This window comes from Mesorhizobium qingshengii (assembly GCF_027563465.1).
Lineage (GTDB): Bacteria > Pseudomonadota > Alphaproteobacteria > Rhizobiales > Rhizobiaceae > Mesorhizobium > Mesorhizobium qingshengii_A.
On record NZ_JAPFQA010000002.1, the window covers coordinates 775,166 to 791,182 of the forward strand.

Annotated in this window: 14 protein-coding genes; 8 read left to right on the plus strand and 6 right to left on the minus strand. The window is 64.6% G+C overall.

Features of this window, described 5'->3' with window-relative positions; genetic code table 11:
• Positions 1–59: 59 nt before the first annotated feature.
• The 5 genes from OOJ09_RS08430 to OOJ09_RS08450 form a co-directional block, all read right to left on the minus strand.
• A complete protein-coding gene (locus OOJ09_RS08430) occupies positions 60–1,334 on the minus strand; it encodes a glycosyltransferase (RefSeq protein WP_269904743.1) in 1,275 nt (424 codons plus the stop codon).
• A 12-nt stretch (positions 1,335–1,346) separates the two neighbouring features.
• Positions 1,347–2,420 carry an ABC transporter ATP-binding protein gene (locus tag OOJ09_RS08435; protein WP_269904744.1) on the minus strand — a complete coding sequence of 358 codons (1,074 nt, stop codon included), beginning with the start codon at positions 2,418–2,420 and terminating at the stop codon, positions 1,347–1,349.
• Positions 2,417–3,211: an ABC transporter permease gene (locus OOJ09_RS08440; protein ID WP_269904745.1), complete on the minus strand. Its 795-nt coding sequence runs from the start codon at positions 3,209–3,211 to the stop codon at positions 2,417–2,419. The genes OOJ09_RS08435 and OOJ09_RS08440 overlap by 4 nt, the downstream gene beginning before the upstream one ends.
• A complete protein-coding gene (locus OOJ09_RS08445) occupies positions 3,204–4,046 on the minus strand; it encodes an ABC transporter permease (RefSeq protein ID WP_269904874.1) in 843 nt (280 codons plus the stop codon). The genes OOJ09_RS08440 and OOJ09_RS08445 overlap by 8 nt, the downstream gene beginning before the upstream one ends.
• A 360-nt stretch (positions 4,047–4,406) precedes the next feature.
• On the minus strand, positions 4,407–5,471 hold the full coding sequence (locus OOJ09_RS08450) for a polyamine ABC transporter substrate-binding protein (RefSeq protein ID WP_269904746.1): 1,065 nt from the start codon (positions 5,469–5,471) through the stop codon (positions 4,407–4,409).
• A 238-nt stretch (positions 5,472–5,709) separates the two neighbouring features.
• Between OOJ09_RS08450 and OOJ09_RS08455 the strand changes: the two genes are divergently transcribed.
• From OOJ09_RS08455 to OOJ09_RS08470, 4 genes are read left to right on the plus strand one after another with little or no spacing between them, the layout of a single operon-like run.
• Positions 5,710–6,648: a GntR family transcriptional regulator gene (locus tag OOJ09_RS08455; RefSeq protein WP_269904747.1), complete on the plus strand. Its 939-nt coding sequence runs from the start codon at positions 5,710–5,712 to the stop codon at positions 6,646–6,648.
• A gap of 10 nt (positions 6,649–6,658) precedes the next feature.
• A complete protein-coding gene (locus tag OOJ09_RS08460) occupies positions 6,659–7,942 on the plus strand; it encodes a glycosyltransferase (RefSeq protein WP_269904748.1) in 1,284 nt (427 codons plus the stop codon).
• A gap of 5 nt (positions 7,943–7,947) precedes the next feature.
• Positions 7,948–9,324 (plus strand): glutamine synthetase family protein, encoded by a 1,377-nt coding sequence (locus OOJ09_RS08465; protein WP_269904749.1) that lies wholly within the window; start codon positions 7,948–7,950, stop codon positions 9,322–9,324.
• A gap of 2 nt (positions 9,325–9,326) precedes the next feature.
• On the plus strand, positions 9,327–10,625 hold the full coding sequence (locus tag OOJ09_RS08470; RefSeq protein WP_269904750.1) for an NAD(P)/FAD-dependent oxidoreductase: 1,299 nt from the start codon (positions 9,327–9,329) through the stop codon (positions 10,623–10,625).
• Positions 10,626–10,908: 283 nt separating this feature from the next.
• Here the strand turns inward: OOJ09_RS08470 and OOJ09_RS08475 are convergent, their stop codons facing one another.
• Entirely contained in the window at positions 10,909–11,679 is a 771-nt protein-coding gene (locus OOJ09_RS08475) for an IclR family transcriptional regulator domain-containing protein (protein ID WP_269904751.1), read from the minus strand.
• 120 nt (positions 11,680–11,799) lie between these two features.
• Here OOJ09_RS08475 and OOJ09_RS08480 point away from each other — a divergent pair, with 120 nt between their 5' ends.
• The 4 genes from OOJ09_RS08480 to OOJ09_RS08495 all read left to right on the plus strand — a co-directional run bounded on the left by OOJ09_RS08480 (position 11,800) and on the right by OOJ09_RS08495 (position 15,843).
• Complete coding sequence (locus OOJ09_RS08480; RefSeq protein WP_269904752.1) at positions 11,800–12,657, plus strand: CoA transferase subunit A; 858 nt, start codon at positions 11,800–11,802, stop codon at positions 12,655–12,657.
• Complete coding sequence (locus tag OOJ09_RS08485; RefSeq protein ID WP_269904753.1) at positions 12,654–13,448, plus strand: CoA-transferase subunit beta; 795 nt, start codon at positions 12,654–12,656, stop codon at positions 13,446–13,448. Before OOJ09_RS08480 ends, OOJ09_RS08485 begins: the two co-directional genes overlap by 4 nt.
• Position 13,449: 1 nt before the next feature.
• The gene (pcaF, locus tag OOJ09_RS08490) at positions 13,450–14,655 is read left to right on the plus strand and encodes a 3-oxoadipyl-CoA thiolase (RefSeq protein ID WP_269904754.1); all 1,206 of its coding nucleotides are present in this window, start codon (positions 13,450–13,452) and stop codon (positions 14,653–14,655) included.
• Between the two features lie 156 nt (positions 14,656–14,811).
• Positions 14,812–15,843, plus strand: a complete 1,032-nt coding sequence (locus tag OOJ09_RS08495; protein WP_269904755.1) for a BMP family protein — start codon at positions 14,812–14,814, stop codon at positions 15,841–15,843.
• The last annotated feature ends 174 nt before the right edge of the window (positions 15,844–16,017 follow it).

Consider the following 16,017-nt stretch of genomic DNA (forward strand, 5'->3'; position numbering starts at 1 on the left):
AGCTCGATGCTGAATTCTGATGCATTTTCGCTCGTGGCTCGGCATGTCAAACGTCGCGCTCACAGCAGTGCCTCTAGCAACCCAGCGGCCTTTTCCGGGCCGTTCTGCGACTGCATTTGTCCCGATGTCTTCGCCAGTTTCGCCTTCATCTTCGGATCGGTCAGGCAGGTCTCTATCCTGGCGATCAGCTCGGCATCGTTCCAGTCATAGCGGGGCATGCCGAAGCCGTGGCCGGTTTCCTGCACGCGGGTTGCGTTGTCGTGGCCGTCCCAGACATAGGGCATGATGATCGCCGGCTTGCCGAAATAGAGGCACTCGGTGAACGAGTTGTTGCCGCCATGGTGGATCACCGCGTCGACCTGCGGGATGACCGAAGGCTGCGGGAACCAGCTCTCGACGATGACGTTGCCGGGCACGTCGGTGTACTGGTCCTTGTAGCCGCCGACATTGACCAGCGCGCGGTAGCGCGTCTTGCCCAGCGTCGCGATGATGCGCTTCAACAGCTCGACATCGCCGGCGCCCAGGCTGCCGAAGGAAACATAGAGCAGCGGCCCGTCATTGTTTTTCGCGAAGGTCGGCACCGTGTAGGGTTTTTCCTGCCGCACGCAGCCTTCGAGATACTGGAACCTTGCCGGGTCGAGCGGATCGCGGCGCTTGAACTTCGCCGCCTCGGGGTAGAGCAGCAGGTTCAAGTAGGGCGAGGCCTCGAAGAACTGGCCGATCGGATAGGGCGCTTCGTTGTTGGCGGTGAGGAACGCGTTGAAATCGTCATGGATCGGCTTGATCACCGCGTTGAAATGGTCGCGGTAGCGCTGGTGGCCGGCATGGTCGTTCTCGCCGCAGCCCGACAGATGCGGTGGGATGTCCTCGTCCTCGATCTCGTTTTCCGAGCAGGAGATGACGCGCACCCACGGCTTGCCGAACTGCTTGATCGCCGGGAACAGGATGACGTTGTCGACGCAGATGACGTCAGGCTTGATGCTGGCCAGAACGCGCGGCAGGTCCTTCTGCGCCCATTTGGCGCTGTCGACGATCGCCGTCCAGCAATCCTTGACGTAGTTGTCGACCTGGTCGTAGGGCGATTTGCGGAAGTTCGGGATGTGGCCGTTGATGAAATCCTCCCAGAACTTGGCCATCTGCTCGGGCGGCATGGGTTCGGACAGGTTCACCGGATGCGCCTCGAAACCGTAGCCCTTGTAGACATCGACGAAGCCGGGGTCGGACAGGAACACCGCCCTGTGGCCGCGCGCCTCGACCGCCTGGGCGATACCGACGGAATTGAGCGCCGGGCCGTAGGCCGCTTCGGGAAAAAACGCGATCGTCTTCTGCGCCATCAAGCTTCTCCTTCACTCTGCGAAAATTCTGACGTCGGCGGGGTCCCAGCCGAGTTCGACCTGGTCGCCCGACGAGACCGGTCGGCGGTCGGCCGCATCGGATGTGACGCGCACCAGGAACGGTTTTGGCGACAGGGGCGTGCGGACATGCAGCTGCAAGTCGAGCCCGTGATAGGCGAGCGCCTCGACTGTGCCGGTGGTGCGGTTGGCAGTCTGGGCCTCCGGGAACAACCGGATGCGTTCGGGCCGCACCGAAGCCACCGCCGAAGTGCCAGGCGAGAGCGCTGCGGGAACCTTGCCGGCGATGCGCGCGCCATTCGCGGCCACCACGCCATCGGCGACGACCTTGCCCGGGACAAAATTCATCACGCCGATGAAGTCGGCGACGAAACGGTCGGCGGGATGTTCGTAGATCGTGTGCGGGGTGTCGCATTGCAGCAGCTTGCCATCCCTGAGCACCGCCATGCGGTCGGCCATGACCAGCGATTCCTCCTGGTCGTGGGTGACGATGACGAAGGTGATGCCGACCTCGTGCTGCAGGCGCTTCAGCTCCAACTGCATGGCGCCGCGCAGTTTCTTGTCGAGCGCGCCGAGCGGTTCGTCGAGCAACAGCAGACGGGGCCGCTTGACCAGCGCCCGGGCGAGCGCGACGCGCTGCTTCTGGCCGCCGGACAATTGCTCCGGCTTGCGGTCGGCGAACGGGACAAGTTCGGTGGTCGTCAGGATGGCGTCGACGCGGGAGCGGATTTCTTTAGCCGGCAAGCGATCCATCTCCAGCCCGTAGGAGACATTAGCGCGCACGCTCATATGCGGGAACAGCGCATAGGACTGGAACATCAGGTTGACCGGCCGCTTGTTGGGCGGCGTCCTGGCGATGTCCTTGCCGTCGAGCAGGATGCGCCCGTCACTGGGCGTCTCGAAACCGGCCAGCATGCGCAACAGCGTGGTCTTGCCGCAGCCGGACGGGCCGAGCAGCGCGAAGAACTCGTTCTCGCGGATATCGAGCGAGATGCCGTCGACGGCGGTGACCCGGCCGAAATTCTTCGACACATGATCGATGGCCAACAGCGTGCGGGGTTCGCTCATTGGCCTATCATCCCTCGGTTGAGCCGCTGCGACAGGGTCAGCGCGGTGATCGAGACCGCCATGACGATGGTCGCCAGCGCGTTGATCTCCGGTGTGATGCCGAAGCGGATCATCGCGTAGATCTGCATCGGCAGCGTGGTCGAGGCACGGCCGGCGCCGGCGGTGAAGAAGGCGATGATGAACTCGTCGACCGACAGGGTGAAGGCAAGCAGCGCGCCGGCGATCACCGCCGGCAGGATGACCGGCAAGGTTACCCGCCGGAACGTGGTGACGGCGGAGGCGCCGAGATCGGCGGAGGCCTCGACGATCGACCAGTCGAAACTCTTCAGCCGGGCGCGCACCACCGAACAGACGAAGGCGAGGTTGAACACGACATGGGCAAGGATGATGGTGTGCAGCCCCATGGTGAGGTTGAGCATCGAGAAGAACGAGAGCAGGGCGATCGCCAGCACGATGTCGGGAATGATCATCGGCGCGAAGATCAGCGCCTCGAGCCCCTTGCCGTATTGCCGGCGCATCTCGACGCCGATCGCCAGCAGCGTGCCGAGCAATGTGGCGATGGCCGTGGAAACCAGCGCCACGACAAGCGTGTTGAGGGCGGCGGAGAGGATGGCGGAATTGCCGGCCAGCGAGACATACCATTTCAGCGAAAAGCCGGACCATGCCGTCGGCAGACCGCCTTCATTGAAGGACAGCGCCACCAGTACGGCGATGGGGATGTAGAGGAAGGCGAAGACGAGGCTGAGCACGAGCCAGAGCGTGCGCCGCGTGGCGGGGGAGCGCTCAGCCATCGGCGCTACCCGCGGCTTGTGCGGCATGCCCCGAAGCGCGATCGGCGAGGAGCGCCTGCGCCATCAGCACCAGCAGCATGATCGCGATCAGCGCCATGGCGAGCGCCGCGCCGAAAGGCCAGTCATTGGCGGTCAGGAACTGGTCGTAGACGAGATTGCCGATCATCTGGAAGCGGCCGCCGCCGAGCAGGGCGGGGGTGACGAAATTGCCGATCGACAGCACGAAGACGAAGACCGCGCCGGCGGCGATGCCTGGCACGGTCAGCGGCAGGATGACGCGGCGAAACGTGGTCATCGCGGAAGCGCCGAGGTCGCGCGAGGCCTCGGCGAGTTCCGGGTTGAGCCGCGACAGCGGCGCGTAGCAGGCGAGGATGACGAAGGGCAAATAGTTGTAGACGAGGCCGGCGATGACCGCGCCTTCGGTGTAGAGCATCGACGGCGGATCGCCGGTGTAGCCGAACCAGCGCAGCAGCTGGGTGATGAGGCCCTCGCGGTTGAGCAGCACGATCCAGGCATAGGTGCGGATCAGGTAGTTGGACCAGAACGGCAGCACCGCGAAGAACAGGAACACCGGCTGCCACCGGCGCGGCGCGGCAGCGATCGCATAAGCGGCGGCATAACCGATCACCACCGCGATCAGGGTCGCCGTGCCGGCGATGCGCGCCGATTTGAGGAAGATGCCGGCATAGAGGGGGTCGAAGACCAGCCCGAAATTCTCCAGCGTGAAGGTGTATTCGATACCGCCATAGATGCCGCGCCGGAAGAAGGCGAGCGCCAGCACCAGCGCACACGGCACCACCATCAGCGCGGTCAGCCAGACCAGCGCCGGGGCCATCAGCAGGGAGGAACGGGAGGGTTGGTGCTTCATGAAGTACCCCCCTCTGCCCTGCCGGGCATCTCAACAGCGTCGGAATGGTGTCTCGGCAGTTGCCCCCTCACCCGGATTGCCAGCCGAATTGCAAAGGGCAATTCGGGGCAATCCGACCTCTCCCCGAGGGGAGAGGAGGTCGCCAGCGCCGGCACTTGCCTCTTCTCCCCGCCGGGGAGAAGGTGGCCGCGAAGCGGCCGGATGAGGGGGTGCTGGCGAAAGGCTGCAAGCCAGCGAATCTCCCCCGCTAAAGGGGAGATGGCCGGCAGGCCAGAGGGAGGCGACACGGAACGCAAGCTTAATTCCAAGATGCTGCTGGAACTCCGCTTACTGCGCGGCCTTGATCTCGCTGACGAGCTTCGAATAGTCGCGCTGGGCGTCGCCGACGTCACGCAGTTGTTCGAATTTGACGAGATCGGCCACCGGCATCGCCATATTGGGGAACTTGGCCAGGAAATCGGCGGGCAGGCTCTCCATGGCCGGCTTGTTCGGCACCTTGTAGTCGATGTTCTGCGCCGCCCAGGCGTGGTTCTTGGCGTCGAGCATGAAGTTGATGAACTGGAAGGCGGCATCCTTGTTGGCGGACGCCTTCATCACCACCATCGTGTCGACCCACAGGTCCGAGCCTTCCTTGGGGATGACGTACTTGATCTCGGGCTTCTCGGCGATGCCATAGTTGCACCAGCCGTCCCATGCCTGCACCATCAGTGCCTCGCCCGACACCAGCTTCGAATAGAAGGTGGTGTCGTCATAGGCGAGCAGGGTCTTCTTGGCCGAGATCAGCAGGTCCTTGACCTCGGCCATCTTGGCCGGATCGGTCTCGTTGACCGAAAAGCCCTTGTCGAGCTGTCCGGCGGCCAGCAGCCAGCGATCGGTCGCCAGCATGGTGGTCTTGCCCTTGAGGTCATCGGAGGGTGCGAGCAGGTCGCTCCAGCTCGTCGGCGCGACCTTCACCAGATCCGAGCGGTAGCAGAGGCCCGTCGTACCCCAGGTGTAGGGCACGGAGAAGGTGTTGCCGACATCGTGCGGCAGCTTCGTCGCTTCCGGATAGAGGTTGGCGAGGTTGGGGACCTTGGCGTGGTCGATCGGCTCGGTCAGGCCGAGCTTGTTCAGCACCTCGGCGAAGGGCGAGGAGACGAAGACCACGTCATAGCCCTTGCCGCCGGCGGCGATAAGCTTGCCCATGATCTCTTCATTGGTGGCGTGCACCACCACTTCGCCGGAAACGCCGGTCGCGGTCTTGAAGGCGGCCATGGCGTCGGGCGCCATGTAGCCATCCCAATTGGAAATGACGAGGTCGGCGCCCATCGCCGGCGCAGACAGCGCCAAGGCAAGGCCGAGTGCGATTGAAGACGTTCTCAGCGCACGGCGCCGCAGGCTGGTAGCGGTCATGACAGACTCCCATTCCGGTTGATCGTCGAATTTCATTCGCCGGACCAACGCTTGCGACTCGTGCCGCTGCCTCGATCCCGTTCCCTCGGTCTTTTTATCGCCGATTGCACTGACAGTACTATTGCAGAAAAAAGTACGTCAATCCATAATTTGCCAAGCGACCGAGGAATCTGGCCGATTGCGTCCGCGCTGGCGATCGGTCAAATCAACGCGGTCACGTCCGCTCACGAGACCAGTCATGCAAGCCGCAGCCCGACGACCTCGCACCAACCACCTCGATCTGGCGCAGCGCATCCTGGATGTGGCGCGGCAGCGCGGCTTCGAGCCCGGCGCACGCCTGCCCGAGCAGCAGATCGCCTCACTGTGCAATGTCTCGCGCACGCCGGTGCGCGCGGCGCTCAGCCTGCTCGCGGACCGGGGCGTCGTGCGCTGGGAGGCGGATTCGGGTTATCACCTGGCGATCGACCTCACCGCGCAGCCGGCCATTGCCGCCGAGCTGCCTGTTACCGAGGAGGACGAGCTGGCCGAAGCGATCCTGCGCGACCGCTCGGCACGGCGGCTGGACCAGACGGTGACCGCCGCGGGGCTGATGCGACGGTACAATGCCGAGCGCAAGACGGTACTAAAAGCTCTGAACAAACTGACGGAAGAGAATCTGCTTGATCGCGCGCCGGGACAGTCCTGGCTTTTCCGCCGTGCGCCCGACGATCCGGAGGCGCAGGGCGAAAGCTACGAGTTCCGCTTGCTGCTGGAGCCCGCCGCGATCCTGACGCCCGGCTTCCGGCTGGATGGGGGGCGAGCGGCGGCGTTGCGCCAGGGCATGGAAGCGCTGTCGGCGCTGCCCGACGCCGCGTTCGACACGCGCGAATTCCAGCGACTGGATATCGATTTTCACGGCATGATCGCCGAGGGCTGCGCCAACCGCTTCGTTGCCGATGCGCTGGCGGGTCACCTCAGGCTGCGGCGGTTGCCGGGCATCTATGGCGGCGTCAACGTCTTTCGGTTGCGGCAATCCTTGCTGGAACACCTGAACATACTCGACCATCTCGAAAGCCGGCAGTATGAGGTGGCTGCCGATCTGCTTCGCGTTCACCTGCGGCTCTCCCGCAGCCAGCGGCCGCAAGCGGCCAGTCGCGGGGCCCCCGCCCTGTTCGGCATGATCAGCCGGCCGGAATGAAGAGGATTAATTGACGCGCAGAGCCAGCCCGACCATCGCGCTGTTTCCCGAAGCGAGCTTCGGCGCGGCGCTGAATTGCGTCGGCATCGCCCAGGCGTTGCGGGCGCGGGGCGCCCGGCCGGTGTTCATCTGTCATGCCGGCTTCTCCGGTGTCTTTGCCGACTATGGTTTTCAGGAATACCAGCTGCCGACCGACGAGCCGCTGACCGACAGCGAGCGCCAGAGCTACTGGCAGGCCTTCGTGCGCCGCCACCTGCCGCATTTCAGGCTGAGCCCGATCGACCAGCTGGAAACCTATGTCGCGCCGACCTGGCAGGCGATCGTCGACACCGCGGTCAATGCCGAGGCGCCACTGCGCCAATTGCTGGCGCGGCTGAAGCCGGATGCGGTGGTGCTCGACAATGTCATCATGTTCCCCGCGATAGAAGCCGCCGGCTGTCCCTGGGTGCGCGTCGTCTCCTGCGCCGAGACCGAGCTCCCGGACCCGCTGGTTCCGCCTTATCTGTCGGGACTCGGCGCGGATGACCCGCAACGCGCGGCGTTCGAGGCTCGGTACCTGACCGCCTCCGCGCCGGCCCATGATCGCTTCAACCGCTTCCGGACGGATGCCGGCCTGGCGCCGCTGCCCAAGGGCCTGTTCCTGGAAAGCTCGCCCGACCTCAATCTGCTCTTGACGCCGTCGATCGTGCGCCGCGAACGCGCCGAGCCGCTCGACCCGGCGCGCTTCGTCTATCTCGAAGGCTGCGTGCGTTCGGAAGGGCCGTTCGAGGTGCCGGTTTTCCCGCGCAATGGCGGGCCGCTGGTCTATGTCAGCTTCGGCAGTCTCGGTGCCATGGATGTCGGCCTGATCGAGCGCATGCTGGCTGTGTTCGACCGCCTGCCGGCCCGCTTCATCGTCAATGTCGGCGGCCTGCGCGATGCCTATCGCGCGGTGCCGGACAATGTCTATCTCGACGCCTGGTTTCCGCAGCCCTCGGTGGTGGCAAAGTCGGACCTGTTCATCCACCACGGCGGCAACAACAGCTTTTGCGAGGCGCTGCGTTTCGGCGTGCCGTCGCTGATCATGCCCTATTGCTGGGACGGACACGACAATGCCCGACGCGCCGTGGAGACCGGCGTCGGTGACCATATCGGCCGAGACGGCTGGACCGAAGGAGTACTGGAGAGAGCCATTCTCGGCCTGCTGGCCGATGACGCCATGCGCGCCCGCCTCAAGGACAATGCAGCCCAGATGGCGCTGAAACCCGGAACGGATGTGGCCGCGCAAGCCATACTTTCCCTGATACGGACGTGAACGAAATGCTTGATAAGAACACGAATACCGCGACGATCTCCAGCGATCCCAAGACCTGGTTGACCCAGCACGGCATCACCGAGGTCGAATGCCTGGTGCCCGACATGAACGGTGTGTTGCGCGGCAAGGCGTTGCCGACAGCCAAATTCCTCAAGGCGCTGGAGGACCGCGCGCTCTATCTGCCGAGCAGCGCCTTCCTGGTCAGCATCGATGGCCGCTATTCCGGCTCGATCGACGAGGGTTTTGCTTATTCGGACCCGGACATGCGCATGGTGCCTGATGTCTCGACGCTGTGCCTGGCGCCGGGTGCCGCCGCGGGCAAGGCCTATGTCTTCGCCGATGCATTCCATATGGACGACCGGCCATGGATGGCCTCGCCGCGCCATGTGCTGCGCGCGGTGCTCGATCTCTATCGCCAGCGCGGCTGGCGGGCGGTGGTGGCACCGGAGCTCGAATTCTATCTCACCGCGCCAAACCCTGATCCGGACAAGCCGCTGACAGCGCCGGTTGGCGCCAATGGCCGCGCCGAAGGCGTGCAGCATCCCTACGACATGGCGGCACTCGAGGAATTCGAGCCGGTGATCCGGCGCGTCTATGATTATGCCGCCGCCGCCGGCCTGCCGCTCGACACGCTGATCCATGAATCGGGCACCGCACAGTTGGAAATCAACCTCCTGCATGGCGATGCGCTGCCGCTGGCCGACAAGGTGCTGCTGTTCAAGCGATTGACGCGCCAGGCCGCGCAGCAATGCGGCATGCATGCCACCTTCATGGCCAAGCCCATCGCGGCCCAGGCCGGCAGCTCGATGCATCTGCACATGTCCGTCGTCGACGAAGCCGGCAACGCGTTGTTTGCCAGCGCTGACGATACCGATACCGAGATGTTCGGCCATTTCATCGGCGGCCTGCAGAAATACGTTCCCGAAATCATGCCGCTGTTCGCGCCCAACGTGAACTCGTTCCGCCGCATCCGGCCGAACCACAGCGCGCCGGCCAACATCGAGTGGTCGCATGACAACCGCTCCTGCGGCCTGCGTGTGCCGGCCGGTGGCCGTGCCGCGCGGCGGGTGGAGAACCGGCTGCCCGGTGCCGATTCCAATCCCTATCTGGCGATCGCCGGCTCGCTGCTCGCCGGCTATCTCGGCGTCGAGCAGAAGCTGGAGCGCTCGGCCGAAGCCTCGGGCAATGCCTACAAGATCAGGAGCACGCTGCCGAAAACCATGGAGGAGGCGCTCGATCGTTTCGAGGCTTGCGACCCGGTGCGCAAACTGCTCGGCGAGGACTTCTTCCAGACCTATCTGCGCGTCAAGAGCGTCGAACTCGACCTGTTCCAGAGCGTGGTGACGAGCTGGGAACGCGACCACCTGCTGTTGAAGGTGTGATCATGGCATCTTCAACGGGTTTCAATTCCGGTCTTGATATCGGCAAATCCTATTATGTCGCCACCGCCAATCCGGCGCCGGACCATCCCGCTTTGCAGGGCGATGTCGACGCCGATCTGGTGGTTGTCGGCGGCGGCTGCACCGGCCTGTCCGCGGCCCTTCACGCCGCCGAACGCGGGCTGAAGGTGGTGCTGCTCGAAGGCGGCAAGATCGGCTGGGGGGCATCGGGGCGCAATGGCGGCCAGATGATCCCCGGCCTGCGCAAGGGCGCCAAGGGGCTGGTCAAGGCCTACGGGCCCGAGCGGGCAAAGGCGCTGTTCGATCTCGCCTTCGAGGCGCGCGGGCTGGTGCTCGACATCATCGAGCGCCATGCCATCGATTGCGATCTGCGGCTGACCGGCCATCTTGTCGGCGCGGTCAACAGCTCCGATCTGAGGGATCTGGAGGAAGAGGCCGAGTGCCTGGCTAAGGTGATGAAGTTCCCGCATGCCGAGATCCTGTCGGCGGCGGACGCACGCGGCAAGGTCGACACGCCCTATCACGGCGCGATGTACGAGCCGCTTGGCGGCCACATGCATCCGCTCAACTACACGCTCGGCCTTGCCCGCGCAGCAAGCGCGGCCGGCGTCATCATCCATGAGAATTCGGTGGCCACGCAGCTGGAGCGTGAGCCTTCGATCCGGGTGTCGACATCAAAGGGCTCGGTCAGGGCCAGGCATGTCGTGTTGGCGGGCGACGCCCTGCTCAACGGGTTGGAGCCGCGCGTCAACAGCCGCATCATGCCGGTCGGCAACTACATCGTCGCCACCGAGCCGCTGGAAGGCACGCGCAATGTCATCCCGGCCAATGTCGCGGTGTCCGACACACGCTTCGTCGTCAACTATTACCGCATGTCGGCGGATGGCCGGCTGCTGTTCGGCGGCGGCGAGCGCTACACGCCGACGCCGCCGGCCGATATCGCCGGCTTCGTGCGGCCGCATATGGAAGGCACCTTCCCGCAGCTCAAGGGCTGCCGCATCGATCATGCCTGGGGCGGGCTGGTGTCGGTGACGACGTCGCGGCTGCCGCATGTCGGGCACTATGGCGAGGTCTATTTCGCGCATGGCTATTCCGGCAAGGGCGTCATCCTGTCGACGCTGTCGGGCAAGCTCTTGGCCGAGGCGATCACCGGCGACGCCTCGCGGCTCGACCTGTTCTCGACGCTGACCCCGATGCCGTTCCCCGGCGGCACGGTGCTGCGCGGTCCGCTCTATGTGCTGGGCATGCTGTGGTACGCGATGCGGGATCGTATCAAGCATTGAGGTGGCCCAGCCTCGGGCTTCGCGTCAGAGGAATGCGAAGTCGGCTCTGCCCCTCACCTGCCTGCCGGCATCCTCTCCCCGTATAGGGACGGGGAGAGGGGCACTCTCATTTGTGCTTTCGCCAATCACCAGCGTTGCAAAAAAGACGCCGGCGGTGCGGCCATCTGCTTTCTCCCCGTCACTATACGGCGAGAAATGCCCGGCAGGGCAATGAGGGGCGGCGCCGACATTGAAGATTAGCCGCGTCCACAGGCCTATCGTGAAACGGCTTCGAAGCGCTTGGTTAGACGACGAAGAAATCCTCGATGCGCTGCCTGGCTCCAAGCAGCGCGGGCAAGATTTCCCGTTCCATCTCCGCGACGGAGAAACGGGCGGACTGGGTCGAGACGTTGATTGCCGCGACCGTGCTTCCTGAGCGGTCGCGGATCGGCACGGCGATCGAGCGCAGGCCGAGTTCCAGTTCCTCGTCGACGATGGCAAAGCCGTCCGCCTTCGCCTTGCCGATGGCGTCGGCCAGCAGATGCCTGTCGGTGATCGTCTTCGGCGTCCTTCTCTCGATCGTCGCCTGGCCGAGAAATGTGTCCAATTCCCGTGATGTCAGCCCGGCAAGCAGAATCCGCCCCATCGAGGTGCAATAGGCGGGCAGCCGGGTGCCGACATCGAGCGACACGCTGAGGATACGGCGGCCGGGAATGCGGGCCACATAGACGACATCCTGGCCCGACAGGATCGCCGCCGAACAGGCCTCGTTCAGCTGCGTAGCCACCGCGCGCATGATGGGTGCCGCGAAGCTCCACAGCGAGCCGCCGCCGAGCCAGGTGCGGGCAACCGTCAGCAGGCGCGGCGACAGCGAAAACACCCGGCCGGCCTGGGTGGCATAGCCGGTGGCGACAAGCGTCAGCAGAAAGCGGCGCGCGCCGGCGCGGGTCAGGCCTGCTTCCTCGGCCATTTCGGTCAGCGTCATGCCCGAGGGGCGGCGGGCGAGGATTTCCATGACGACGAGGCCGCGTTCAAGCGAGCCGACATGGTCACGGGAAGCGGTCTCTTCGTCCATCGAACCTCCGCGGAAGGGCGTTGTCGTCCGGATTGACTCCGCGCCCTCAATTGGCATAGAAAGTATCGCATATAGAACATATGTTCGCAATACGAACTTATGAATCCAGGAGCATGTTGGATGGTCAAGTTCCTGCCGCTCAAACAGGCCGTCGCGGAGAACCTGAATGACGGCGATACGGTCGCCTTCGAGGGCTTCACCCATCTGATCCCGACAGCGGCGGCGCATGAGGCGATCCGCCAGGGTTTTCGCGACCTGACCCTGATCCGCATGACGCCGGACCTCATCTACGACCAGATGATCGGCATGGGCATGGCGAGGAAGATCATCTTCTCCTATGTCGGCAACCCCGGCGTCGGCCTGCTGCGGCGCGCCCGCGACGCCATCGAGAACGGCTTTCCGCGTTCGATCGAGATCGAGGAGCACAGCCATGCCGGCATGGCCAATGCCTATGAGGCGGGCGCGGCCGGCCTGCCCTGCGCGGTGTTTCGCGGTTATCGCGGGGCCGGGCTGGCGGCGGTCAATCCGAACATCAAGTCGGTCACCTGTCCGTTCACCGGCGAGGTGCTGGCGGCTGTCCCTTCGATCCGGCCGGATGTCACCTTCATCCATGCGCAGAAGGCGGACCGGAAAGGCAATGTGCTGGTCGAGGGCATCATCGGCATCCAGAAGGAAGCCGTGCTGGCGGCCAGGCGGGCGGTGGTGACGGTGGAGGAAGTGGTCGACAATTTCGACGATCTGCACCCCAATCTGACCGTGCTGCCGCGCTGGACGATCGCGGCGATATCAGTCGTGCCCGGCGGCTCGCATCCGTCCTACGCGCACGGCTACTATGCACGTGACAATGCCGCCTATCTGGAGTGGGACGAGATCGCCGCCGACCGTGAAAAATTCCAGGCATGGATGCAGGCGAACGTCATCGAGAAGAGCGCCGGTGATTTCGCGGCCCGGGTCGAGCATCTAAGGAAAGCGGCATGAGCGAGCTGGGCTTCACCTCCAACGAGATGATGACGATCGCCGCGAGCCGCGCGCTCAGGAATGACGATGTCTGCTTCGTCGGCATCGGCGCGCCCTCCGCCGCCTGCAATGTGGCGCGGCTGACGCATGCGCCTGACATCACCTTGATCTACGAGAGCGGCACCATCGGCACCGCGCCCGACGTGCTGCCGCTGTCGATCGGCGATGGCGAATTGTGCGAAACCGCGGTCACCACCGTCGCCGTGCCGGAAATGTTCCGCTATTGGCTGCAGGGCGGGCGCATCTCGATCGGCTTCCTCGGCGCGGCCCAGCTCGACAAGTTCGGCAACATCAACACCACCGTCATCGGCGATTACTTTCACCCGAAGACCCGGCTGCCTGGCGGCGGCGGCGCGCCAGAGATAGCGACGTCGTCGAAGCAGATCTACATCACCATGGCGCAGACCAAACGCGGCATGGTCGAAAAGATCGACTTCTTCACCTCCTTTGGCCATGGCGAGGGTGGCGATCATCGAAAGCGTCTCGGCATCGACACTGCTGGCCCGACCTTGCTGATCACCGATCTCGCCATCTGGAAACCGGATCCGGTGACCAAGGAATTCACGGTCGTGTCGCTGCACCCCGGCGTCACGCGCCAGCAGGTGCAGGAGAGCTGTGGCTGGGTGGTTAGGTTCGCCGAGGCGCTTGACGAAACGCCGGCGCCAAGCGAACTCGAACTCAAGACATTGCGCGACCTGCAGGCCCGCACCAGGGCGGCGCATGAGGGAACCGGAAAAGAGAAAGCTGCCTAGCATGGCCGAGGCCTATATTTGCGACTACATCCGCACGCCGATCGGGCGCTTCGGCGGTTCCTTGTCTTCCGTGCGGGCCGACGATCTCGGCGCCGTGCCGCTGAGAGCGCTGGTCGAGCGCAATCCTGGCATCGACTGGCAGGCGGTCGACGACGTCGTCTATGGCTGCGCCAACCAGGCCGGCGAAGACAACCGCAACGTGGCGCGCATGGCGCTGCTGCTGGCCGGCCTGCCGAGGGAGGTCTCCGGCTCGACCGTCAATCGCCTGTGCGGCTCCGGCATGGATGCGCTGACCATCGCCGCGCGCGCCATCAAGGCCGGCGAGGCGGAGCTGATGATCGCCGGCGGCGTCGAATCGATGAGCCGCGCGCCCTTTGTCATGCCCAAGGCCGAGACAGCGTTCTCGCGCAATGCCGAGATCCATGACACCACTATCGGCTGGCGCTTCGTCAACCCACTGATGAAGAAGCAGTATGGCGTCGATTCGATGCCGGAAACCGGTGAGAACGTGGCGGAAGAGTTCGCCATCTCCCGCGCGGACCAGGATGCATTTGCCGTGCGCAGCCAGGACAAGGCTGTCGCGGCACAGGCCAATGGCCGGCTGGCAAAGGAAATCACCCCGGTGACGATCCCGCAGCGCAAGGGGGATGCGGTTGTCGTCTCCAAGGACGAGCATCCGCGCGCCGGCACCACGGTCGAGGCGCTGGCCAAGCTGCCGACGCCGTTCCGGCAAGGCGGCACGGTGACGGCCGGCAATGCCTCCGGCGTCAATGATGGGGCGGCGGCGCTGATTGTCGCCTCGGAAGCGGCGCTGAAGAAATACGGCCTGACGCCGATCGCGCGCATCCTCGGTGGTGCCGCCGCTGGTGTCGCGCCGCGCATCATGGGCATCGGCCCGGCGCCGGCGACGCAAAAGCTGTGCGCGCGGCTCGGCCTGACACCAAAACAGTTCGATGTCATCGAGCTTAACGAAGCCTTTGCCTCGCAAGGCATCGCCGTGCTGCGCCAGCTCGGCATTGCCGAGGACGCCGGGCACGTCAACCCGAATGGCGGCGCCATCGCGCTCGGCCATCCCTTGGGCATGTCCGGCGCCCGCATATCGGGCACGGCGGCGCTGGAGCTTCGCGAACGCGGCGGCCGCTACGCGCTGGCAACCATGTGCATTGGCGTTGGCCAAGGCATCGCGATCGCGCTCGAACGGGTTTGATCGCGGTCTCCTTTTGGCCGGCCAAAATCATGGCCGGATTCGGCGCGCGGCCAAATTTGACCATGTGGACAAAAGTTCAGCGTCGTTCCATAGTTCCCCGTCTGACATTTTCACGAACAGCCGGCTCGACACGGCTGTCGAACAGAGGGGAATGCAATGGAAAACCGGAAGAACAAATTCCAGATGAATCGCGAAGGGCTTTCGCGACGCAACGTGCTGGAGCTCGGCGCGCTTGGCCTGGCCGCGGCGATGCTGCCGGGCGCCGCCTTCGCCAAGGACAAGAAGCTGAAGGTGGCGGCGATCTTCGCCACGCCGATCGAGGAGCCGTGGGACAACCAGATCCATGTCGCCCTGCAGAAGGCGGAGAAGGAACTCGGCATCGAATACAAATGGTCGGAGAAGGTGCAGACCGCCGATTTCAGCCGCGTCATGCGCGAATATGCGCAAGGCGGCTACCAGCTGGTGCTGGGCGACGCCTTCGCCGCCGAGCGTGAATCGCGCCGCACCGCCAAGCAGTTCCCGAAGACCGCCTTCCTGTTCGGATCGGGCGCCGGTCCGGCGGAACCCAATTTCGGCGTCTTCGACAACTGGATCCACGAGCCGGCCTACCTTTCCGGCATGATCGCCGGCAAGATGTCGAAGTCGGGCACGATCGGCGCCGTCGCGGCGATGGGCATTCCGGAAGTGAACCGGCTGGTCAACGCCTTCTTCGCCGGCGCCAAGGAGGTCAATCCCAACATCAAGAAGAAGGTCGCCTTCATCGGTTCGTTCTTCGATCCGCCCAAGGCCAAGGAAGCGGCGGTGGCGCAGATCGACGCCGGCGCGGACGTCATCTATGCCGAGCGTTTCGGCGTCATCGAAGCGGCGGCCGAGAAGAAGATCCTCGCCATCTCCAACATGTCCGACCAATCGAGCCTCGGCCCCGATACGGTCATCACCGGCCCGGTCTGGGACATGTATCCGACGGTCGAACAGGCGATCAAGCTGGTCAAGGCCGGCGTCTTCACGGCGCAGGACTATGGCGACTTTTCGCGCATGGCCAAGGGCGGCTCCTATCTCGCGCCCTACCACAAGTTCGACAAGACGCTGCCGGCAGACGTCAAGGATCTGGTCGAGAAGAAGAAGGCCGAAATCCTCGAAGGCAATTTCCGCGTCGACGTCGACGAGAACACGCCGGTTTCGGATTGATCTTCCACCCTCCCCCTTGTGGGAGGATCGATCCGCGAAGCGGATCGGGGTGGGGGTCTTCAGCGCCGCCCCCACCCCGTCTCACGATCTTCGCTTCGCTGCGATCGTAAGCCGACCCTCCCCATAAGGGGGAGGGTGAGGAGCCGCTCAACGCCACCAGGATTCCACCTTGCC